Annotated in this window: 22 protein-coding genes; 12 read left to right on the forward strand and 10 right to left on the reverse strand. The window is 59.7% G+C overall.

Features of this window, described 5'->3' with window-relative positions:
* Positions 1-8 precede the first annotated feature (8 nt).
* Together MN186_RS06220 and MN186_RS06225 are read right to left on the reverse strand one after the other, a co-directional pair.
* Positions 9-1,112 (reverse strand): CaiB/BaiF CoA transferase family protein, encoded by a 1,104-nt coding sequence (locus tag MN186_RS06220; RefSeq protein ID WP_242113502.1) that lies wholly within the window; start codon positions 1,110-1,112, stop codon positions 9-11.
* Between the two features lie 8 nt (positions 1,113-1,120).
* The gene (locus MN186_RS06225; protein ID WP_242113503.1) at positions 1,121-1,702 is read right to left on the reverse strand and encodes a cupin domain-containing protein; all 582 of its coding nucleotides are present in this window, start codon (positions 1,700-1,702) and stop codon (positions 1,121-1,123) included.
* A gap of 137 nt (positions 1,703-1,839) precedes the next feature.
* Between MN186_RS06225 and gabT the strand changes: the two genes are divergently transcribed.
* Together gabT and MN186_RS06235 are read left to right on the forward strand one after the other, a co-directional pair.
* Positions 1,840-3,135: a 4-aminobutyrate--2-oxoglutarate transaminase gene (gene gabT / locus MN186_RS06230; protein WP_242113504.1), complete on the forward strand. Its 1,296-nt coding sequence runs from the start codon at positions 1,840-1,842 to the stop codon at positions 3,133-3,135.
* Between the two features lie 3 nt (positions 3,136-3,138).
* Complete coding sequence (locus tag MN186_RS06235) at positions 3,139-4,350, forward strand: acyl-CoA dehydrogenase (RefSeq protein ID WP_242113505.1); 1,212 nt, start codon at positions 3,139-3,141, stop codon at positions 4,348-4,350.
* Between the two features lie 21 nt (positions 4,351-4,371).
* On the opposite strand, the gene MN186_RS06240 is transcribed toward MN186_RS06235, so the two are convergent.
* Positions 4,372-5,268, reverse strand: coding sequence for a zinc ABC transporter substrate-binding protein (locus MN186_RS06240; protein ID WP_242113506.1), 897 nt, complete (start codon positions 5,266-5,268; stop codon positions 4,372-4,374).
* An 81-nt stretch (positions 5,269-5,349) separates the two neighbouring features.
* Between MN186_RS06240 and MN186_RS06245 the strand changes: the two genes are divergently transcribed.
* The 3 genes from MN186_RS06245 to MN186_RS06255 are packed head-to-tail and all read left to right on the forward strand — an operon-like array spanning position 5,350 to position 7,392.
* Entirely contained in the window at positions 5,350-5,844 is a 495-nt protein-coding gene (locus tag MN186_RS06245) for a Fur family transcriptional regulator (RefSeq protein ID WP_242113507.1), read from the forward strand.
* Positions 5,841-6,602 (forward strand): metal ABC transporter ATP-binding protein, encoded by a 762-nt coding sequence (locus MN186_RS06250; protein WP_242113508.1) that lies wholly within the window; start codon positions 5,841-5,843, stop codon positions 6,600-6,602. Before MN186_RS06245 ends, MN186_RS06250 begins: the two co-directional genes overlap by 4 nt.
* Positions 6,592-7,392: a metal ABC transporter permease gene (locus MN186_RS06255; RefSeq protein WP_242113509.1), complete on the forward strand. Its 801-nt coding sequence runs from the start codon at positions 6,592-6,594 to the stop codon at positions 7,390-7,392. Before MN186_RS06250 ends, MN186_RS06255 begins: the two co-directional genes overlap by 11 nt.
* 25 nt (positions 7,393-7,417) lie before the next feature.
* Here the strand turns inward: MN186_RS06255 and xsc are convergent, their stop codons facing one another.
* From xsc to MN186_RS06285, 6 genes are all read right to left on the reverse strand, one after another.
* Entirely contained in the window at positions 7,418-9,190 is a 1,773-nt protein-coding gene (gene xsc, locus MN186_RS06260) for a sulfoacetaldehyde acetyltransferase (RefSeq protein ID WP_242113510.1), read from the reverse strand.
* 115 nt (positions 9,191-9,305) lie between these two features.
* Complete coding sequence (gene pdxR / locus MN186_RS06265) at positions 9,306-10,784, reverse strand: MocR-like pyridoxine biosynthesis transcription factor PdxR (RefSeq protein ID WP_242113511.1); 1,479 nt, start codon at positions 10,782-10,784, stop codon at positions 9,306-9,308.
* 55 nt (positions 10,785-10,839) lie between these two features.
* Positions 10,840-11,142 (reverse strand): hypothetical protein, encoded by a 303-nt coding sequence (locus tag MN186_RS06270; protein ID WP_242113512.1) that lies wholly within the window; start codon positions 11,140-11,142, stop codon positions 10,840-10,842.
* A gap of 120 nt (positions 11,143-11,262) precedes the next feature.
* Positions 11,263-11,853, reverse strand: coding sequence for a GNAT family N-acetyltransferase (locus MN186_RS06275; RefSeq protein ID WP_242113513.1), 591 nt, complete (start codon positions 11,851-11,853; stop codon positions 11,263-11,265).
* 105 nt (positions 11,854-11,958) lie between these two features.
* Positions 11,959-13,356 carry an aminotransferase family protein gene (locus MN186_RS06280; protein ID WP_242113514.1) on the reverse strand — a complete coding sequence of 466 codons (1,398 nt, stop codon included), beginning with the start codon at positions 13,354-13,356 and terminating at the stop codon, positions 11,959-11,961.
* 163 nt (positions 13,357-13,519) lie between these two features.
* Entirely contained in the window at positions 13,520-14,344 is an 825-nt protein-coding gene (locus MN186_RS06285) for a type 1 glutamine amidotransferase (protein WP_242113515.1), read from the reverse strand.
* Between the two features lie 322 nt (positions 14,345-14,666).
* On the opposite strand from MN186_RS06285, the gene hpaR reads away from it, so the two are divergent.
* The 3 genes from hpaR (at position 14,667) to MN186_RS06300 (ending at position 16,150) form a co-directional block, all read left to right on the forward strand.
* Positions 14,667-15,092 carry a homoprotocatechuate degradation operon regulator HpaR gene (hpaR, locus tag MN186_RS06290; protein ID WP_242113516.1) on the forward strand — a complete coding sequence of 142 codons (426 nt, stop codon included), beginning with the start codon at positions 14,667-14,669 and terminating at the stop codon, positions 15,090-15,092.
* A 40-nt stretch (positions 15,093-15,132) separates the two neighbouring features.
* Positions 15,133-15,516, forward strand: a complete 384-nt coding sequence (locus MN186_RS06295; RefSeq protein WP_242113517.1) for an acyl-CoA thioesterase — start codon at positions 15,133-15,135, stop codon at positions 15,514-15,516.
* Between the two features lie 88 nt (positions 15,517-15,604).
* Entirely contained in the window at positions 15,605-16,150 is a 546-nt protein-coding gene (locus MN186_RS06300; protein WP_242113518.1) for a hypothetical protein, read from the forward strand.
* 53 nt (positions 16,151-16,203) lie between these two features.
* On the opposite strand, the gene ettA is transcribed toward MN186_RS06300, so the two are convergent.
* On the reverse strand, positions 16,204-17,859 hold the full coding sequence (gene ettA / locus MN186_RS06305) for an energy-dependent translational throttle protein EttA (protein ID WP_242113519.1): 1,656 nt from the start codon (positions 17,857-17,859) through the stop codon (positions 16,204-16,206).
* A gap of 181 nt (positions 17,860-18,040) precedes the next feature.
* Here ettA and MN186_RS06310 point away from each other — a divergent pair, with 181 nt between their 5' ends.
* The 4 genes from MN186_RS06310 (at position 18,041) to dacB (ending at position 21,910) form a co-directional block, all read left to right on the forward strand.
* Entirely contained in the window at positions 18,041-18,574 is a 534-nt protein-coding gene (locus tag MN186_RS06310; protein WP_242113520.1) for a hypothetical protein, read from the forward strand.
* A 90-nt stretch (positions 18,575-18,664) separates the two neighbouring features.
* Positions 18,665-19,702 carry an L-glyceraldehyde 3-phosphate reductase gene (gene mgrA / locus MN186_RS06315; protein ID WP_242113521.1) on the forward strand — a complete coding sequence of 346 codons (1,038 nt, stop codon included), beginning with the start codon at positions 18,665-18,667 and terminating at the stop codon, positions 19,700-19,702.
* A 33-nt stretch (positions 19,703-19,735) separates the two neighbouring features.
* On the forward strand, positions 19,736-20,332 hold the full coding sequence (locus MN186_RS06320) for a nicotinate-nucleotide adenylyltransferase (protein ID WP_242113522.1): 597 nt from the start codon (positions 19,736-19,738) through the stop codon (positions 20,330-20,332).
* 87 nt (positions 20,333-20,419) lie between these two features.
* Positions 20,420-21,910: a D-alanyl-D-alanine carboxypeptidase/D-alanyl-D-alanine endopeptidase gene (gene dacB, locus MN186_RS06325; protein ID WP_242113523.1), complete on the forward strand. Its 1,491-nt coding sequence runs from the start codon at positions 20,420-20,422 to the stop codon at positions 21,908-21,910.
* The last annotated feature ends 3 nt before the right edge of the window (positions 21,911-21,913 follow it).

A 21,913-nucleotide genomic window follows, 5' to 3' on the forward strand; every position in this document is an offset into this window, starting at 1 on the left:
CCCTTCTTTTATTTCGGCAGGCGCGGTGCGGATTTTGTTAGGTTTAGCGTGGCATCCGAAAACACCCACGGCCCCCGCACTCCCGGCACATTTTCAGGTGCGATCTTCATCCCGCGATGTTGGATCTGCGGGTTTGAGAATGTCTGCTCCATCGTGTTGATCGGACCAGCCGGTACGGTGGCACCTTCAAGCGCAGTCAGAATGTCGGCCATGGTCCAGCTTGCAAGTGACGCCTCAATCTCAGGCGTCAGGGCATCGCGGTTCGCCACACGATCCTGATTGGTGGCAAAGCGGGCATCCCCTGCGAGATCCTCGCGCCTGATCACCGTGCAGAAACGTTGGAACTGTCGATCATTGCCCACGGCCAGAATGATGTAGCCATCGCTGACCGGGCAAGCTTGATAAGGTGCAATGTTGGGATGTTCATTGCCCATCCGGGTCGGGCTGTTGCCGGTCGCCAGATAATTCATTGCTTGGTTGGCCATCATGGCGGTGGCGCAGTCCAAAAGGCTCATATCCACATGCTGCCCCCGTCCAGTGCGATGACGTTGTTCGACGGCGGCCAGGATGCCGATAGTTCCGTAAAGCCCGGTCACAATATCGGTGATCGCGACGCCTACTTTTTGCGGCTGCCCGGCGGGATTACCCGTCACGGACATGAGACCCGACAGCCCTTGCAGCAGAAAATCATAACCGGGCCGCGTTGCCCACGGCCCGTCCTGACCGAATCCAGTGACAGAACAATAGATCAGGCGCGGATTGAGTGCTGAGAGGCTGTTGTAATCCAATCCATATTTTTCAAGCCCACCGACCTTGAAATTCTCGATCAGAATATCGGCGTCCTTGATCAGATCAAGCACGAATTGCCGTCCCTCGGGGGTGCGGAAGTCGGCGGTAACGCAATCCTTGCCGCGGTTCGCGCAGTAATAGTAGGCGGCGGTCTTGTCGCCATCCCGTTCGATGAAAGGGGGCCCCCATGTGCGGGTGTCGTCACCATCGGGGCTTTCGACTTTCACCACATCAGCGCCCAAATCGGCCAGTGATTGGCCGATCCACGGCCCGGCTAGAATACGGGCGAGTTCAACAACTTTCATACCTTCAAGCGGGTGCATGGCGGCTCCTATAAATATGGGGGGGTGCAGGCGGACACGACGCGCGTGGCGCGGTCCGAGATGTTGCGAAAGCGGTGCGGTTCGCGCGAGTTGAACAGATAGGCGTCGCCCGCTTTCAGGACACGCGTGGCATCGCCGACGGTGATTTCCAACTCGCCTTCAATGATGATACCGCCTTCATTGGCTTCGTGTTCGATCATGGTCTGGCCGGTATCTGCGCCGGGTTCATACAGTTCTTGCAACACCTGAAGACCGTGCGCCTTGGCGTCGCCCACCTGTTTGATGGTGATCATCCGCTGTGCGGCTTCATTGTCCTGATACAGCGCAGATGTCAGGTCGCGCAGCTCAGAAGGCGTGAAGAAAACCTGATGAATCCCAGGGGCTTCGGGTTCAAAAAATTCGGACATGGACATGTTCAACCCGCCCAATATCTTGCGCAGAGATGCGACCGAGGGGGACGAGTGGTTCCGTTCGATCATCGAGATCTGTCCATGAGGCACTTGCGCTGCCTCGGCCAATTGCCGTTGAGACAAGCCAAATTGCTGTCTGAGCGATTTCAGTCGCGTGCCGACATCGAACTCCTCTTGCATATGGACTCCCTCGCTTTACCGTCATCTCTCAGGTCTCGCACTTATTTTCTTACGTGAATCCTGCGCAAATTTTTGATAGCATTGCTCATAATTTTGCGCAATATGGTGCGGAATCAAATTTCGAAATGGGGGATCGCATGTCGAATACCGAACAATTGAAGGCACGGCGCAGCGACGCTGTAGCCAATGGCGTCGCCAGCCGTGGCATCTATGCCGCCCGTGCTGACAACGCCGAACTGTGGGACGTGGATGGCAAGCGGTTCATCGACTTTGCAGTGGGCATCGCGGTGAACAACACTGGGCACCGTCACCCCAAGGTGATGGCGGCAGTGGCCAAGCAATCCGAAGCCTTCACCCACACCTGTTTCCACGTCGCCCCCTTTGAGGGCTACGTCGCGTTGGCCGAACGTCTGAATGCTGCCACGCCGGGCGATTTTGACAAGAAGACCATGCTGGTTACCACCGGCGCCGAAGCGGTTGAGAACGCCGTGAAAATGGCGCGCGCGCATACTGGCCGCTCAGGTGTGATCGCGTTCACCGGCGCCTTTCACGGGCGCACCCTGATGGGGATGGCGCTGTGTGGCAAGGTGACGCCTTACAAGAAGGCCTTTGGGGCAATGCCGCCCGAAGTCGTGCATGTTCCGTTCCCGAACGCCTTCCACGGCACGTCGGTTGAGGTGTCGCTGTCGGTGCTCGACAACATGTTCAAAAGCTCGATCGACCCCGAACGGGTCGCCGCGATGATCATTGAGCCTGTGCAAGGGGAAGGGGGGTTCAATATTGCACCGCCCGAATTCCTGCGCGCGTTGCGGAAGATCTGCGATGAACATGGCATCGTCCTGATCGCAGACGAGGTGCAGGCTGGGATGGCGCGGACCGGAAAGATGTTCGCCTTTGAACACTCGGGCGTGGCACCCGATCTTGTGACGATGGCCAAAGGTCTGGCAGGGGGCTTCCCCTTGTCCGCCGTTACGGGTCGGAAAGATATTGTGGACGCTGCCCCCGTGGGCGGTGTTGGCGGCACCTATGCGGGCAACCCGCTGGCCGTCGCCGCCTCGCACGCCGTGCTGGACGTGATCGACGAAGAAAACCTGTGTGACCGAGCTGCCGAGATTGGCGACAAGATCATGGCCCGTCTGAACGACATCGCTGCCCGACAAGGGATGGAAGCCATCGGCGACGTGCGTGGATTGGGCGCGATGGTCGCCTTTGAATTGGTGACGGATCGTGACACGAACGCCCCGGATGCGGCACTGACCCAAGCCATCGTCGCCGAGGCCGAAGCGCGCGGGCTGATCATCCTGCCCTGCGGCACCCGCGGCAATGCCGTGCGGCTTCTGCCCCCGTTGACCGTTCCGATGGATCAACTGGACGAAGCCCTCGATATCCTTGAAGCCTCGATCGAGGCTGCCATCAACGCGAAAGGAGCCTGAGACATGGCCGATCTTGCCCCGCAATCCCGCCCGGAACTGTCCAGCTTCAGCTGGGATGACCCGTTCCTGTTGGACGCACAGCTTGAAGAAGACGAACGCATGATCCGCGACAGCGCCTTTGCGTATGCACAGGAAAAGCTGTTGCCGCGCGTGACAAAGGCGTTCGAGAAGGAAGAAACCGACCCCGCGATCTTCGCCGAAATGGGCGAGATGGGATTGTTGGGCACCACCATCCCCGAGGAATACGGCGGGCTTGGCGCGGGCTATGTGGCCTATGGCCTTGTGGCGCGCGAGGTCGAGCGGGTGGACAGCGGCTATCGCTCGATGATGTCGGTGCAGTCGTCGCTGGTCATGTATCCGATCTATGCCTACGGCACGGACGAGCAGCGCAAGAAATACCTGCCGAAGCTTGCAGCGGGCGAATGGATTGGTTGTTTCGGGCTGACCGAACCCGATGCAGGGTCCGACCCCGGCAGCCTGAAAACCACGGCCAAGAAGGTCGATGGCGGCTATGTGCTGAACGGCTCGAAGATGTGGATTTCGAACGCGCCGATCGCGGATGTGTTCGTGGTCTGGGCGAAGTCCGACGCCCACGGCGGCAAGATCAAGGGCTTCGTGCTGGAGAAGGGCGCGAAAGGGCTGTCTGCCCCGAAGATCGAAGGCAAACTGTCGCTGCGCGCGTCAATCACCGGCGAGATCGTGATGGACAACGTCGAGGTGTCCGAGGATGCGCTTCTGCCGAATGTCGAGGGGCTGAAAGGGCCGTTTGGCTGTTTGAACCGCGCGCGCTATGGCATTGCCTGGGGCGTGATGGGCGCTGCGGAAGCCTGCTGGCACGCCGCCCGCCAGTATGGGTTGGATCGAAAGCAATTCGGCAAGCCGCTGGCGCAGACCCAGCTTTTCCAGTTGAAGCTGGCCAATATGCAAACCGAGATCACCTTGGGCCTGCAAGCCGCCCTGCGGGTGGGACGGTTGATGGATGAAGCGAAAGCTGCACCGGAGATGATCAGCCTGATCAAACGCAACAATTGCGGTAAGGCGCTGGAGATTGCGCGGCACGCCCGTGACATGCATGGCGGCAACGGCATCAGTCAGGAATTCCACGTGATCCGTCACATGGTGAACCTTGAGACTGTGAACACCTATGAAGGCACCCATGACGTACACGCGTTGATCCTTGGACGCGCGCAGACCGGGTTGCAGGCGTTTTTCTGATCACTAGCAGGGCAGGGGGCGTCATTCGCCCCCGCCCGCAAGACACTCAAAGATTGCCTGAGCCTGCGCGTGCAGCAACTCGCCGTAAAGCGCGGGGCCGGGCGTCAAGTTTGTGCCACTTGGGTCGAGCGTGCCGACCCGGGCCGCCGTACCCGCGACCAGATCGCGCATCATGTCCTGCCCCTCGGCCACCTCGGCAAAGGCGCAATGGACTTGCCCGCCGGACACCAGTTCCCTGATGCTCTTGACTTTGGCTGCAGACGGGGACGCGCTGTCGCTTTCGCGCACCGCCCCCAGCGTGGTTAGCCCGTAGTGATCGGTGAAATAGCCGTAAGCGTCGTGAAAAACGATGAAGCCGCGATCGCCGACGGGTGCCAGTTGGGCGTCGATCGCGGCATCAAGCTGGGCCAGCGCGGCGACTTCCCGCGCTGCATTTTCGTGATAGGTTTGCGCGTTGTCGGGGTCGAGGTCGGCCAAAACGTCGGCAATCGTGGTCAACCAAGCCGCACCATTGTCCGGCGATAGCCAGGCGTGGGGGTCATGTGCGTGGCCCTCGTGGTCATGGTCTTCTGCCCCGTGCGCGTGATCGCTTTCGCGCAGATGCGTGCCGGGTGCATCAAGAAGGGCGAACGACTGCGCGTCGCTGACCCCTTGCAAGGCGCGGTCAAGCCATGGCGTCAACTCGGACCCCACCCAGAACACCAGATCGGCTTGTGACAAGGCCCGCATTTGTGACGGGCGCATTTGAAACGCGTGCGGGTCCGCGCCTTGCGGCATCAAAAGGTCGGGACTGGCCACATCGCCCATGACCGCCGCGACTAGCGAATGGACGGGTGCGATATCGGCAATCACCTGCGGTGTTTCGGCGTGGGCCGGCGCGGCAATCAGAAGAAAGGTAGAGAGGAGCAGACGTTTCATTTTCAGCCTTGAGTGTTGTGGTGTAATGTTATAATATTGCAAATATGTGATAGTATAACAAAACAACGGTGTCAAACAAAAATGACCACACATGATCCATCATGCGCATTCCATTCACATGACCATGCTGCCTGCGCGCAAGATGTGTTGACCCGTGCCGATGCTTTGTGCCGCGCTTCCGGAGCGCGCCTGACCCCGGTTCGGCGGCGGGTGTTGGAAATCCTGCTGGAAGAACACCGCGCTATGGGTGCCTATGACGTGTTGGACCGGTTGGCGGCCGAAGGGTTCGGAAGCCAGCCACCCGTCGCTTATCGCGCGCTCGAATTCCTTGTGGACCAAGGGCTTGCCCACCGGATCCGCCGCCTGAACGCTTTTACCGCCTGCGCCACCCCCGGCGACCGGCACGCACCGGTGTTCTTCATCTGCAAGACCTGCAAGGCGGTCGCGGAAACACCCGGGCAGGAAGTGCGCAGCGAGATTGAGCAGGCGGCAGAGCAGCTTGGCTTCACCGTCGAACGCACCAATATCGAGGCGCTGGGCCTTTGCCCCACCTGCGCAGCGGCGCCTGTGTCATGAGCTTGATCACGGCACGGGATATCTCGGTCGCCCATGGGCGGCGTGTGGTGTTGGAGCATGTGGATTTCAAAATCGACCCCGGCGAGATCGTGACCATTGTCGGCCCTAATGGCTCGGGAAAGTCCACCTTGCTGCGCGCCTTATTGGGCATCCTGCCCGTGTCCGGCACGATCACACGCAAGCCCGGTCTGGTCGTGGGTTATGTCCCGCAAAAGCTTGCGCTGGACGGCAGCCTGCCGATGCCGGTGGGCAGCTTTCTGAACCTGCCGTCGCCGCACCCAGTCAACGAACGGGCCGATGTCTTGCGCCAGGTCGGCCTGCCGGACCTTCAGCACCGGCAGATCGCCGAGTTGTCTGGTGGGCAGTTGCAGCGTGTACTGCTGGCGCGCGCGTTGCTGTCCAAACCCGACATCCTTGTTCTGGACGAACCCACACAGGGTCTGGACCAGATGGGCGAGGCGGCGTTTTATCAGTTGATCGAAGCGGTGCGCAGCCAGACCGGCGTCGCGGTTCTGATGGTCTCGCATGATCTGCATGTGGTGATGAGCGCCTCGGACCGCGTGATCTGTCTGAACGGTCATGTCTGTTGCGAGGGCACGCCCCATGTGGTGCGTGACGCGCCGGAATACCGCGCGCTGTTTGGGCATGGCACCCAAGGGGCGCTGGCGCTGTATCAACACGACCACGATCATGACCATGAGCACGCGGGCTGTGATCACGACCTCTCCGCCACGAAGGACACCGCTGATGCTGGATGATTTCCTTGTGCGGGCCGCATTGGCCGGGGTGGGTCTGTCCATCGCGACTGGTCCGCTTGGGTCTTTCGTTGTGTGGCGGCGCCTGGCGTATTTTGGCGATGCTACAGCCCATGCGGCCATTTTGGGTGTCGCGCTGGCGTTGCTCATGTCGCTGCCGATCTGGCTGGGGACGCTGGTTGTGGCGCTTGCGATGGCGCTTGCGGTCAGTTGGATGGCCAGCCGCGGGCAGTCCTCTGACACCGGGCTGGGTGTTCTGTCCTATTCGGCGCTGTCGGCGGGGTTGGTGGCCATCTCGTTCGCGCCCGGTGTGCGGGTGGATCTGGCGGCCTTTCTGTTCGGTGACATACTGGCGGTCACCCGGGCCGATCTGGCGGTGGTGTGGGCGGGCGCGCTTTCGATCGCGGGCTTGATCTGGTGGCGCTGGTCGCGGCTGCTTCTGTCGACGCTCAGCCCCGATCTGGCAGCGGCGTCCGGCATCAACCCCGCGCGCGAGGGGATGGTGCTGACCCTGTCGCTGGCTGTTGTCGTCGCGGTGTCGCTGAAGGTGGTTGGCGCGTTGTTGATCGGGGCGATGTTGATCATTCCCGCCGCCGCGGCGCGCCAGGTTGCGATGACGCCCTTTGCCATGGTGGTGCTTGCCGTGGTGATTGGCTGGTGCGCCAGTCTGTCGGGGCTATTGGGATCGCTGTGGTATGACACACCGGCTGGGCCGTCGATCATCGTCGCGGCCGGGTTGATCTATCTGGCGCTGACCATCGTGGCCGCCGCCCGTCGCCGCCCGGTCGACTAAGCGCCCATCAGTATATCTGCCACGTTCAGACCTTCTGAGGCCGCATGTCGTCCTTGTCGATCCCCGCGACCACCACCGGCTTTTTCATCGCATCGCGGCGGAAAGGTTCGCCAAGCTCCTGGTTGATCATGGCTTCGATGAGCGTCGTCTTGCCGTCTTTCTGATCCTTGATCGCCTGATCCAGTGCGGCGGTCAATTCATCCATCGTGCGCGCGACGACGCCTTGCAGACCACACGCTTTGGCAATGCCGGCATAGCTGACCTGTTCATCCAGCTCGGTCCCGACGAAGTTGTCGTCATACCACAGGGTCGAGTTGCGTTTCTCTGCCCCCCATTGGTAGTTGCGGAACACAACCTGTGTGACGGCAGGCCATTCCTTGCGCCCTATGGCGGTCAGTTCGGTGACCGCAATGCCGAACGCGCCATCGCCAGAGAAGCCGACCACTGGCGTATCGGGGCAGCCGATCTTCGCGCCCACGACAGCCGGCAAGCCATAGCCACAGGGGCCGAACAGACCGGGGGCCAAGTATTTGCGTCCCGCCTCAAACGTCGGGTAGGCGTTGCCGATGGCGCAGTTGTTGCCGATGTCAGACGAGATGATTGCCTCTTTCGGAAGGGCGGCCTGGATGGCGCGCCAGGCCATGCGCGGGCTCATCCAGTCGGGCTTGGCGTCACGGGCGCGTTCGTTCCAAGTGGTTCCGGGGTCGTCCTCTTCGTGGTCCATTGACGACAATTGCTGCGCCCAGGTCGATTTGGTCTGCGCGATCAGAGCTTTGCGATCCTCGCGCCCCTCGTCCCCGGCAGCCGCCGATAGCCTGTGCAACAGCGATGCTGCGACCTTCTTCGCATCCCCGACGATGCCGACGCTGATGTTCTTGGTCAGGCCGATGCGGTCGTGATTGATGTCGACCTGAATGATCTTGGCGTCCTTGGGCCAGTAATCCAGCCCATAGCCGGGCAGGGTGGAAAACGGGTTCAGTCGCGTGCCAAGGGCCAGCACCACATCGGCTTTCTGGATCAGCTCCATCCCCGCCTTGTTGCCGTTATAGCCCAAGGGCCCGGCAAACAGGGGATGGCTGCCGGGAAAGGCATCGTTGTGCTGATAGCCCACGCAGACTGGGGCATCCAGCCGTTCGGCCAGCTCCATCGTCTCGGGGATTGCGCCGGCCAGAACCACGCCCGCGCCGTTTAGGATGACGGGGAACTTGGCCTTGGACAGAAGGTCGGCAGCTTCAGCCAACGCCTCTTCCCCGCCCGCGGGGCGTTCGAATTCGACGATTTGGGGCAGGTCGATGTCGATCACCTGCGTCCAGTAATCGCGCGGCATGTTGATCTGCGCGGGCGCACTTGCGCGTTTGGCGTTGATGATGACGCGGTTCAGAACCTCGGCCACGCGCGAGGGGTCACGGACCTCTTCCTGATAGGCGACGCAATCGGCGAACATATTCATCTGCTCGACTTCTTGAAACCCGCCCTGGCCGATGGTTTTGTTTGCGGCTTGTGGCGTGACCAGAAGCAGCGGCGTGTGGTTCCAGTATGCAGTTTTCACCGCGGTCACGAAGTTTGCAATGCCGGGGCCGTTCTGGGCAATCATCATCGACATCTTGCCAGTGGCGCGGGTATAGCCGTCGGCCATCATCCCACCCGACCCTTCATGTGCGCAGTCCCAAAACGTGATGCCCGCCGCAGGGAAATTGTCCGAGATCGGCATGAAAGCGGACCCGATAATGCCAAACGCGTGCTCGATCCCGTGCAGTTGCAGCGTTTTCACGAAGGCTTCTTCGGTGGTCATTTTCATCAGGCTGGCTCCTTGCGTATGACAGGCGTCGCGGACCGAACCGGTCTGGACGCAGGTGTTCACGCCACCAGTCTTAGGCAGCAGGGGGGGCGTTCTATAGGGCCAGTTCGGCGGGCTATTTGACGCCAGAACGCGGCGCGTCCGCGATGGCCTCGGCGATCAGCGCGATCCCGGTCGGAATGCGCGCGGCGGGGATCGAGCTGTAGGCGATGCGATAATAGTTGATGGGCGGCACCGCGTCGCCGAAGAACGGCGCGCCGGGTTCGATCATCACGTCCTTTTCCTGCAAGACAGCGGCCAGATCGCGGGTGTCGACCCCGTCGGGGGCCTGCATCCAGAATGCCGATCCGCCAAAGACGCCGTGCCCGGCGATGGTCAGGCCTTTGTCCTGGATCGCCTTAGTCATCACGTCGCGCCGGGCGTGATAGGCCGCACCGATGCGTCGGATCATGGCGTCGTAGTGTCCCAGCGACAGGAAATAGGCGACGGTGCGCTGGATCAGGCCTGGGGGGTGGCGCAAGACCGCAGATCGCAGCGCGCGGGCCTCGCGTATGAAGGGTTCTGACCCGACCAGAAAGCCCAACCGCAGCCCCGGAAACAGCGATTTCGAGAAGCTGCCCACATAGATCACACGCCCCTCGCGATCGAGCGATTTCAGCGCGGGCGAGGGCGGGTTGAGGAATGACATCTCGAAATCGTAATCATCTTCGACCACCACCGCATCCAGATCGCGCGCCCGTCGCAGAAGCGTCTTGCGCCGGTCCAGCGGCATGGTGGCCGTGGTCGGGCTTTGATGACTGGGGGTGGTATAGATCACGTCCGTCCCGTCGGGCAGGGCGTCGGGCAGCAGGCCGTCTCGATCCAAGGGAATTTTGACCACATGGCAACGGCTTTGCGTCAGGATATCCCGCAGCGAATAATAGCACGGATTTTCGATCGCTGCGGTTCGCCGTTGGGTCAACAAGACCTGCGCGGACAGCCACAGTGCATTCTGCGCGCCCAGCGTGATCAGGATCTCGTCCGGCCGCGCCTGAATGCCCCGGCGGGGCAGGATGTGACGGGCGATGAATTCGGTCAGTTGCGGGTCGTCCTGATCGTAATAGTCACGCATCATCGCCGGGTGATCTTTCTGACCCAAGGCGCGCAAGGCACACAGCCGCCACGCATTGTGATCAAACAGGGTCGGATCGGCTTGCCCATAGATGAACGGATATTTCATCTGTCGCCAGTCCGGCGGTTTCCTGGGCGTGCTGCCGCCGGTGAAGCTGGTGCCGATGGCGCGCTGCCAGTCCACCGTATCTTCGACACGTTTGTGAATTTCGAACGCTGGCGGTTCCGGCGCATTTTCCGAGACATAGAACCCGCTGCGCCCTTTCGAGGTCAGGTAATCATTCGCCTGAAGCTCAGTATAGGCCAGCGTGACGGTAATCCGGCTGACGCCCAAATGTGCCGACAGACGCCGGGTCGAGGGTAGCTTTTCGCCGCGTGGCAGGCGACCGGACAGGATCGCTTCGGCGATCATCTGCTGAATTTGAGCCTGTAGCGTGCCTTGGGCTTCGGGGTCCAGAAAGAAGGTTTCAACGGGTGCGGCCATGAAGAACACCCTAACGTGGACTTATGGCCGACGCAATCTGGATATATCACGCCATTCAGCGGTTTGATGAAATCCAGGCCGACATCAGACCTGCGTCGCGAAAGCACTCGTCCGGGATCGCGCGACGTTTGGCGCGCGCGATACGCTCGGCAAAAGCCACTTGGCGCGAGGTCGCTCGCGTGTCTCGGGGCTGTGCGGCAGTGGTTTTCAGCCGCGCCTGATGTTCCCCGATCCAACCCGACAGGGCGGCGCGGTCGCTGATTTTGTCTGCGGGAATGCTGGCACCCAAGCGGGTGGCGATGTGGCGGGCATAGTCGACCTGTTTTGGAGTGGGCGGCAAGATGCGGGCAGCGTGCATGGTCGATCCTCCTGTTCTTGGTTTGTCCATGGTTAACGGATAAGAACAAATATAGAACAAAATGAAGAAATGTCTAGTCTGTTGCGCGCATGACTGCGACTCATCGGGCGTGAGGCTGCACTATTGGCGCGGCTGTTCTAAATGCCATGTCAAGTTCGCGCGCACCGCAGGCCATTCCGAGGCGATGATGGAATAGACTGCCGTATCGCGGATTGAGCCGCGCGGCCCCAACTGGTGGCTGCGCAAGACACCATCCAGTTTTGCTCCCAGACGTTCAATCGCTCGGCGGCTTTGCTGGTTCATGAAATGGGTGCGAAATTCGACCGCAATGCAACTGAGCGTGTCGAACGCATGGGACAAAAGCAGGCGCTTTGCCTCGGTGTTCAACGGTCCGCGCTGCACCGCTTTTCGATACCAGGTAGAGCCGATTTCGACACGCCGATTGTCCGCATCAATATGCATGTAAGTGGTCATGCCGACAGGTTTCCGGTCGGGGGTCATGACGCAGAATGGCAGCATCACACCGGCATGCTGCAAGCCAAGCCGACGGTCGATGTCCGCCTTCATATCCTTGGGCGCCGGAACCGAGGTATACCAAAGCTTGTGCAGATCGCCATCCGCGCAGGCCTCGCGCAATGCAGGCGCGTGGTCGGGTGACAAGGGGGCTAGGATGACGTGATCTCCGGTCAAGGTGACGGGGGCGGGCCACATGGCGATTTCCTTGTTTCAAGCAGTGAAGGTCGTGTCGCACACCACCATGCAAAAAAGCGGGCCAAAGAAAAGACACGCTTTCTTGTCGCTTCCAAACAAGAGGTGTCAGCCAAACACCTTTGTCAGCGCGTTGTCCACGACGTCGGTGATGCGATCAACATCATCGGCGGTCACGATCAGGGCCGGGCTGAAGCACAGCACGTTGTTGCGACCAGGGATGGATCGGTTGCTGGCCCCGATGATGACGCCCTGCGCACCGCAATCCCCGACCACGGCGGCGATTTCCTTTTCAGACACCGGTTCCTTGGTGGTGCGATCCTTCACAAGCTCGGCGCCCAGAAACAGCCCTTTGCCGCGCACATCGCCAATCACCGCGTGCTTGTCCATCAGCGCGCTGAGGTTGGACAACATCCGTTCACCCATCTTGGTGGTGTTCTCCAGCAGCCCTTCGTCCTCGATGATGCGCATGTTTTCAAGTGCTGCGGCCGGCCCCGCAGTGCATCCGCCAAAGGTCGAGATGTCGCGGAAGTGATCCAGCACGTCATCGGCGTTGTCCTTGAACATATCGAACACCTTTTCGGTGGTCACACAACACGCAATAGCGGCATAGCCAGATGCAACCCCCTTCGCCATGGTCACGAAGTCCGGCTGGACGCCGTAGTGTTGGTATCCGAACCAGGTGCCGGTGCGGCCCAGACCGCAGACGACCTCGTCTATATGCAGCAAGATATCGTATTTCTCGCAGATTTCCTGCACACGATCCCAATAGCCTTCGGGCGGTTCGATCACGCCGCCACCGGCGGTGATCGGCTCAAGGCACAGCGCGCCCACCGTGTCAGGGCCTTCGCGCAAGATGACCTCTTCAATCTGGTCGGCGGCTGCGCGACCGAATTCTGCGCCGGACAGATGCTCCAGCCCCAATTCCTCTTTCCGGTATTCCATGCAATGTGGCACACGCACGAAATCGGGCGCGAAGGGGCCGTACTGCATGTTGCGTTCATCCTGCCCGCCCGCCGACATCGCGGCGAGTGTCGACCCGTGATAGTCGCGGTCGCGATACAGGATCTTGGTTTTCTTGCCGCCATAGCGTTTGTGCGCAATCTGGCGGATCATCTTGAAGGCTTTCTCGTTCGCCTCGGACCCCGAATTCGTCACATAAACCCGCGACATGCCCGGCATTTTCGAGATCAGTTTTTCCGAGAACATCGCCCCCGGAATGGACCCCGCCGAGCCCGCGAAATAGTTCAGTTTGACCAGTTGATCGCGCACCACATCGGCGATGCTTTCGCGCCCATAGCCGACATTGACGGTCCAGACGCCGCCCGAGACCGCGTCGATGTATTCCTTGCCGTTCTGATCCCAGACGCGCATTCCTTTGCCTTCGACAATGATGCGCGGATCAACGGTTTCAAACGGTTTGTGCTGCGTCAGATGGTGCCAAACATGGGCTTTGTCTGCCGCGACCACATGCGAGATGTCATTTTCCTTGAGTGCGCCGTCCATCCTGTCCTCCAACGCTGAATAACCTCTTGGGCGATCCCCTGAAAGAGGCACCCAAAAGGGAATCTTTGATCAAAAACAGGATCGCATTTTCGGGCAGGAACAATAGGTCCAGCGTGGTCTTGTTTTATGTCCAGACTGGCGTCTGGCAACCGTGCATTTTTGACTAGGCCGACCGGTCATGTTCAAAAAACCGAAGGATGCAGTCGGAAAACAGACCGTTATCGGCAGACAAGGGCAACGACGCGCGGGCGCGGTCTATCACCTTGTCAGGCAGCCGCGGGGCGAGCGTTTCGATCAATTCGGCAATGAATTCGTGGGTCATTTCCGGGTGGTTCTGGGTGGTGAAGATGTGATCGCCGATGATCAGGCCCGCGATCGGGCAGTGATCGGCGCGTAACGCGATTTGAGCGTTTGGCGGCGGTGTCGTGACCTGGTCGGCGTGGTGGCCGTATTGCCAGAACCGCCGGGCTTCCATCCAAGGGGGGCGGGCGCAGGCTTCGACCTCGATTGCGCCAAGGGCGGGGCCATCAGGGTTGGGGCCGACCTTGCCACCCAAGGCTACTGTGACAAGCTGATGACCGCTGCCCGCGCCGAACATTGGTTTGCGCGAGGCGGCGATGTCTGCGACCAGCATCTTCAGGCGCGTCTGCCACGGTGCGTGCTGCCTCTCTGCTTGCGGGCTGCCGGTCACGATCCATCCGTCGAAACGCTGTGGGCGCGGGGGGAATTCATCATTTGGGACGTGATACGAGACAAAGTCCCAGTGCGGACGTTTGGATGCCAGCAAGTCGCGCCAACGATCAGCCGAGCCCGCTTCTGTGCATGTCGTCAAGATTGCGATCCGCATAGGGTCCCTCGCTGCTGTGCTGACGTCAAGGTGGGCGCGACCATAAAGACGATGATTTTGCAGCCCTGTCCAGCCCGGACTGGCCGCGCCCAACGTCCGTCCCTGCGTCAGTTCGCCCCGGTTCAGACCCCTTCGTTTCATTCACAATCAATTGATTTTTACCGGCAACGCGGTATTTACTGCCAGTGTTAAGAAGCTCTGACCAAATCATTGCCGCCTGCTTAGATCCAAGGACCGTGCCGTAAGGCTTGGCGGGTGGGTCGGCGGTAAGGACAAATTGGCGTTATCTTGACGGCCCCCGATGGTTTGGGCGGTGGGGTTTGGTGATGCGCGACACCATATGCCTTGGCATTGCATGGCAGTGCCGACCGCTTGCACCTCTCATTGGGCCTGCGAACCGAAACCTGTCTTGGGTGTGAGCCAAGGCACCCTCCAAGCGGCTTGCCCGCGTTAAGGACCCGGAATGAAGAAACTTGAACGCGCACTTCCCATTGCCTTGCTTCATGCGCGCGAAGCAACCTTGAAACCCTTTCGTCTTGAACTGGACCAAGCCGATCTGACCGTCCAGCAATGGCGCGTCATTCGTGTGTTAGCCGAGGGAAAACCGTGCTGCGCGACCGAGCTGGCGGATCGCTGCGTGCTAATGCCGCCCAGCCTGAGCCGCATCCTGAAAAACCTGACCGAACGCGAATTCATCGAGCGTGTGGACGATGCCGATGGCCGCCGCCGGAAGGTGCAGATCGCCCCCGCAGGCTGTGCGAAATACACGCAGATGTCGGGCAAGGCGGCAAAGATCTATGCTGATCTGGAAGAACGTTTCGGGACTGAGAAGATGGAAACTCTGCTGGACCTGCTGAACGAACTGTACGAGGTTGCCGAGGCGCACTGACCCCGCATCCCCCACGGCCTGCAAATTTCCGGAGAGCATCATGAACGACACCCAGACCACCCCGCATGGCGACATTATCCTGCGCACCCTTGCGATGCCGAAGGACACCAACACGTCCGGCGATATCTTCGGGGGCTGGGTGATGAGCCAAATGGACATTGCAGGCGGCATCATCGCAGGCGAACGCGCAAAAGGGCGCGTGGCGACGGTGGCGGTGGACGCGATGAAATTCATCCAACCGGTGAAAGTGGGCGACGTGCTGTGCGTCTATGGTCGCGTTGGCCGGGTCGGCACCACGTCGATGGCAATTGAGCTTGAAGCCTGGGTCAACCGCGACCGCCTTGGTGAACGCCAGAAAGTCACCGAAGGGGTGTTTGTGTTTGTGGCGTTGGATGAGGATGGGAAGCCGGTGGCGGTGGGGTGAGTGAAACGCTCAAAAGTATGGATTTGGTCAGAGATATTCGGTGGCAAAGAACCAAGACATTGACTTTGATAGATTATAGGAGGCGTAAGTGAAGTTTCCCAGACTGGCTGTTGCCGCAGTCGCCGTTTCAATTTCCAGCATGGCCATAGCTGGACCTGATGACACCACCAAGGCACTGATGAACGAAAGTGTTTCGTTGCTTGATTGGGGAAATTTAAGGCTTCAACTCATACTTAACCGAAGGCCGTACAAAGGAAACTACTCATACGTAGATTATGATTTCGATGCAAACACGATAAAAATCGCGCATTTAGTTGATTATAAAGGTTCTGAGGAAGACGCCGAAAATTACTATCGCAGCTGGTTTGCGAGCGTTCGTGAGTGGGCAGGGTATGACAAAGACGGTACTGTGCAAGCGACCGGTTCGAATTATGGTTTGTTCGCAAACCTCTACGCTCACAATGGATATATTCAGGGATCAAGGGAAGATCTCGATTCACTATTGGCTGATCTAGAAAAGAAATTCCGCCTAGAAGTTCGGCACCCCCTAGCATCGGGACTTATGTCCTCGAGAACAATGATGAAATGCACCGGGAAGCTTCAAGGAACAGAAATTTCGATATCGGTTGAATAGATGAACAGAGCGGCAGCATGTTCATAAAAAACGGCCCCGAAGGGGACGCTCTCCTACCTCGTAAACTTCTTATGCTTCAACCGCTTGGGCTCCAGCGCGTCCGGTCCAAGCCGTCGCTTCTTGTCCTCTTCGTAATCCTCGAAGTTGCCTTCGAACCACTCCACATGCGCTTCGCCTTCGAAGGCCAGGATGTGGGTACAGATACGGTCAAGGAAGAAGCGGTCGTGCGAAATGACGACAGCGCAGCCGGCGAAGTCGACCAGAGCGTCTTCAAGGGCGCGCAGGGTTTCGACATCCAAGTCGTTGGTGGGCTCATCCAGCAGCAGCACGTTGCCGCCTTCTTTCAACAGGCGCGCCATGTGGACGCGGTTGCGCTCACCACCTGACAGCAGCGAGAGTTTCTTTTGCTGATCGCCGCCCTTGAAGTTGAAGGACGAACAGTATGCCCTTGAATTAACTTGCGCATCACCCAGTTCAATCAACTCGGCCCCGGCTGAGATCGCTTCCCACACGGTGTCATTATCGTTCAGATCGTCGCGGGATTGGTCGACATAGGACAGCTTCACGGTGTCGCCAATTTCGATCGTGCCCTCGTCTGGCGCCTCTTGCCCCGTGATCATCTTGAACAGGGTCGATTTACCTGCGCCGTTAGGACCGATGACGCCGACAATGCCACCGGGGGGCAGGCTGAAATCCAGCCCTTCAATCAACAGCTTGTCGCCCATGTGTTTTTTCAGGCCCTCAACCTCGATCACTTTGGACCCCAAACGCGGCCCGTTGGGGATGACGATCTGGGCGCGGCCGACCTTGTCACGTTCGGACTGATTGGCCATTTCGTTATAAGCGTTGATCCGGGCTTTGGATTTTGCCTGACGGGCCTTCTGCCCCTGACGCATCCATTCCAGTTCGCGTTCCAGCGTTTTCTGCTTGGACTTGTCCTCGCGTGCTTCCTGCGCCAGCCGCTTGGCCTTCTGCTCCAACCAAGCAGAATAGTTGCCTTCGTAAGGAATGCCGCTGCCACGGTCGAGTTCCAAGATCCAACCGGTGATGTCATCCAGAAAATAGCGGTCGTGGGTGACGATCAGGATGGTACCTTTGTAGTCAATCAGGTGCTGTTGCAGCCACGCGATGGTTTCCGCGTCAAGGTGGTTGGTCGGCTCGTCCAGCAACAGCATGTCGGGGGCTTCCAGCAGCAGCTTGCACAGCGCCACACGACGCTTTTCACCACCCGATAAGGTTGTCACGTCTGCGTCATCAGGGGGGCAGCGCAGCGCTTCCATGGATACATCAATCTGCGCGTCGAGATCCCAGAGGTTTTGGGCGTCGATCTCATCCTGCAGCTTGGCCATTTCCTCGGCGGTTTCGTCCGAGTAGTTCATGGCGAGTTCGTTATAGCGCTCTAGGATCGCCTTCTTCTCGGCCACGCCGTTCATGACGTTACCGCGCACGTCCAGAGATGGGTCAAGTTCAGGCTCCTGTGGCAGATAGCCGACGGTGGCGCCTTCGGCCGCCCATGCCTCGCCCTGAAAATCCTTGTCGATGCCAGCCATGATCCGCATCAGCGTCGATTTACCGGAGCCGTTGACACCGACGACACCGATTTTCACGCCGGGCAAGAAGCTGAGATGGATGTTTTCAAAGCACTTCTTGCCACCGGGATAGGTCTTGGAAACTCCGTCCATGTGGTAAACGTATTGATAAGCGGCCATAGGATGTGTCCTCGGGAAGATTGCGTCAGGATGTGATAGCCAAGGTGGACGGTGGGTGCAACACACGACACGAATGCTCAGGTACTGCCCAATCTGTTGGACGTTCAAACATTCAGTGCGTAACATAGTGCAAATGATAACATCGAATTACACCAGTATGGTCGTCGCGGTTTTGCTGTTCATGGCAACACCCGTGATATCGCAGGTCACGAACTTCTCAACCGAGGGGAATTTGCAGCCGCGTTATGACCCGCCCTGCTTGACCCTTGACGAGGTGCAGAACGATTATTCGCCCGCTGATCTGGCGGTAAGTCTGAGAAAGTGTTTTGCGGGGGGGGATGATGTGAAGGCCGCAGAGCTATTGATCCTTCTTCAACTGCGTGGGGAGCTTGATCGAAAGCGCGTCAAGGACGAAACGGCGCATGGGGCTTATCAAGTTCTGTCGCAGAATGTCGCGGGTGAATTCCCCGATGAATGGCGCGCGCGCATGGCGTCGGCTTTTGAAAGTTTCGGCGATACGGGTTCGCCAAAGCATGATGCGTTCTGCACGCTTATGCGCAAATGGGGACCACCCGCGCATTCGCCCGACTATATGATACAGCATGGCCTTGGTGCGTTTCGTGACACGACCGAAGGGAATGGATTGGTCGAGGGGTTCAACCCGGACGCTGCATGGAATGGCCTGTTGTCGGGCTATATTAAATGTTCCGGGTGACAGTTCCGGGTGGCTGAAACACGCAACTGCGTTTGACTTCCGCGTGTCTTGGCCAGACAAAGGGCGCAGGGCAATTTCGAAGGAGCACGCATGACCTATCGTCCGGCCGAAGATCGTTATGAAAAGATGAACTATCGGCGCTGTGGGGCGTCGGGGTTGAAACTGCCGGCGGTCAGCTTGGGGCTGTGGCATAACTTCGGGCACGACTTTGCGCACACGACCAAGCAGGCGATTTGCCGGGCGGCGTTTGACAACGGGATCACGCATTTCGATCTGGCCAACAACTACGGCCCTCCTGCCGGCAGCGCGGAAGAGGCGTTTGGCGAGATATTGCAGACGGATTTCGCGGGTTTTCGCGATGAGCTGATCATAAGTTCCAAAGCTGGATATGATATGTGGCCGGGGCCTTATGGCGAATGGGGCAGCCGAAAATATCTGATTGCGTCTTGCGACCAAAGCTTGAAACGGCTGGGCGTCGAATACGTTGATATTTTCTACAGCCACCGTTTCGACCCTGACACCCCGCTTGAGGAGACAATGGGCGCGCTGGATCACATCGTGCGCTCGGGGCGGGCACTATATGCCGGGATCTCCAGCTATAACAGCCAACGCACGCGCGAGGCGGTGGCGATCCTGAACGATCTGGGGACGCCTTGTCTGATCCACCAACCCAGTTACAATATGCTGAATCGCTGGGTCGAGCGGGACGGTCTGAAGGATACTCTGACGGAACTAGGGGTCGGGTCGATTGCCTTCACACCGTTGGCGCAGGGGCTTTTGACGGGCAAGTATCTGAAAGGCATCCCGGCGGATAGCCGTGCGGCCCAAGGCAAGTCGCTGGCGCCGGATCTCGTGTCTGACACGGTCATCGAAAACCTGCGCGCGTTGGCGGATATCGCGAAACGTCGCGGCCAGACATTACCGCAACTGGCGATTGCGTGGGTGTTGCGCAACGGCGCGATCACAAGCGCGCTGATTGGTGCGTCGCGCCCACAGCAAGTTCTGGATTGTGTCGGTGCTGTCGATAATCTGGACTTCACGCAGGACGAACTGGATCAGATCGACGCCTGCATCACCGAGGAAACCGTGAACCTTTGGGCGGCTTCGTCCGAGACTGATCGGGGTTGACCGCCGCAATCCGGGCTGGGTGAGTGAAGTCATATGCGTCATGAATTGCCCTATGCACGGCCCGGTCAGGTGATCGGACTTCTGGGCGGATCGTTTGATCCGGCCCATCAGGGTCATGCCCATATCACCCGAGAGGGGTTGAGACGATTTGGGCTGGATCGGGTCTGGTGGTTGGTCACGCCTGGCAACCCACTGAAGGCCAACGGCCCTGCGCCGATCGCGGACCGCATGGCCCGAGCACGCGAAGTGATGCAGCACCCACGCGTCTGCATCACAGATATCGAGAGGCGCACCGGCACGCGTTTCACCGCCGAGACATTGCAGGCGTTGCAGTTTCTGTATCCCGGTGTGCGGTTCGTCTGGCTTATGGGGGCTGACAATTTGGCGGATTTTCACCGTTGGGAGCGTTGGGAATGGATTATGGAAAACGTACCCGTCGGTGTGATCGCGCGTCCCGGCGACCGGGTCGCCGCGCGGATGTCGCCCGCCGCCAAGAAGTATCAAGACGCACGATTGCCCGGCTGGAAGGCGCGTCTGTTACCTTTCGCAACCGCCCCCGCGTGGTCGCTGATCAATGTGCCGATGGTGGATATCTCATCCTCTCAAATTCGTGCGCGCGGGGATTGGTAGGAAGAGCACCCTATAATCTGACAAGGCGCGCCCAGGTGGCCAAAATATCGACTTGCCCCGAACCTATCCGCGCGGTTTACTCGGCCCATGGTTAAGAAGATTTCAAGACGCGCGTTATTGGGCGGGCTGGGGGCGACTTTGGCCAGCCCTGCTTGGGCCAATGCGCCCACGCGCTCCATCCGTCCGGCGCCCAAATCGTCCGACTTTGTCAAACGCACGATACCCAGCGCCGAGGCGCTGATCGCGGACGCCAGGCTGGGCGGGAAAATCGGCTTTGTCGTGGCCGATGCGCGAACGGGCGAAATTCTTGAAGCGAAAAGCCCGGTGCTGCCCTTGCCACCCGCCAGTGTCGCCAAGGCGATCACGGCGGCCTATGGTATCTCGACCTTGGGGCTTGAGCATCGGTTCACGACCGAGGTCGTTGCGACCGGCCCGATCGAGGCGGGCGTGGTGCAAGGCGATCTGGTGCTTGTGGGTGGCGGTGATCCGACGTTGGACACCGACGCGTTGGTTGCGCTTTCCAAAGGCTTGAAAGAAAAGGGCATTATGGCCATCAAGGGCGATTTTGTCGTCTATGGGGGGCAGCTTCCCTATCAGCGGATGATCGATCCGGGTCAACCTGACCATTTGGGTTACAACCCGGCAGTCGCGGGTTTGAACCTGAATTACAACCGCGTGCATTTCGAATGGAAACGGACGGGACAGGATTTTGACGTGGCGATGGATGCGCGGTCGGGGCGGTTCCGCCCTGCCGTCAAAATGGCGCGGATGCAGATCATTGACCGCAAGGGGCCTGTCTATACCTACGAGGATGCCAAGGGCGTCGACAATTGGACGGTCGCCCGGGGCGCGTTGGGCAAGGGCGGGTCGCGCTGGTTGCCGGTGCGCCGTCCCGACCTTTACGCGGGCGAGGTGTTTCAGGTGTTGGCGCGTTCTGATGGCATCCGCTTGCCGGGCCCGGTGGTCAGCACCACGCCGCCAACAGGCACAACTCTTGCCGCCCATAGTTCGCGCCCTCTGATGGATGTGGCGCGGGGGATGTTGAAATATTCAACCAACCTGACCGCCGAGGTGATCGGGCTGTCGGCGTCGTCCGCCCGGGGCGAGGCACCGGAAAGTCTGGCGGCTTCGGGGGCTGCGATGGCCAAGTGGATGAACACCGAACTGGGTGCGCGGCGGGCCACGTTCCAAGACCACAGCGGGTTGAGCGATCGGTCCCGCGTGTCGGCTAACGATATGGTCAAGGCGCTGGTCAGCGCGGGGCCGGACGGTTATCTGCATGACCTGATGAAGGATCTGACACCGTTGGACCGTCTGGGGCGTCCCGTTTATGACTCCAGTTATTCTATCAAAGCAAAAACCGGGACGCTGAACTTCGTCAGTTCGCTTGCAGGCTATCTGACCGGGCCGGACGGCACGCCGCTGTCTTTCGCGATCTTCACCGCCGATCTGGACCGCCGCGCGGCCATCCCAAAGGCTGAGCGCGAACGGCCGAAAGGCGCGAAAGGGTGGAGCCGCCAGTCGCGCTGGCTGCAACACCAGCTTTTGTCGCGTTGGGCGCTGACCTACGGCGGGTGACGG

Source organism: Aliiroseovarius sediminis, assembly GCF_022678485.1.
In the GTDB taxonomy this organism is placed as follows: Bacteria; Pseudomonadota; Alphaproteobacteria; order Rhodobacterales; family Rhodobacteraceae; genus Aliiroseovarius; species Aliiroseovarius sediminis.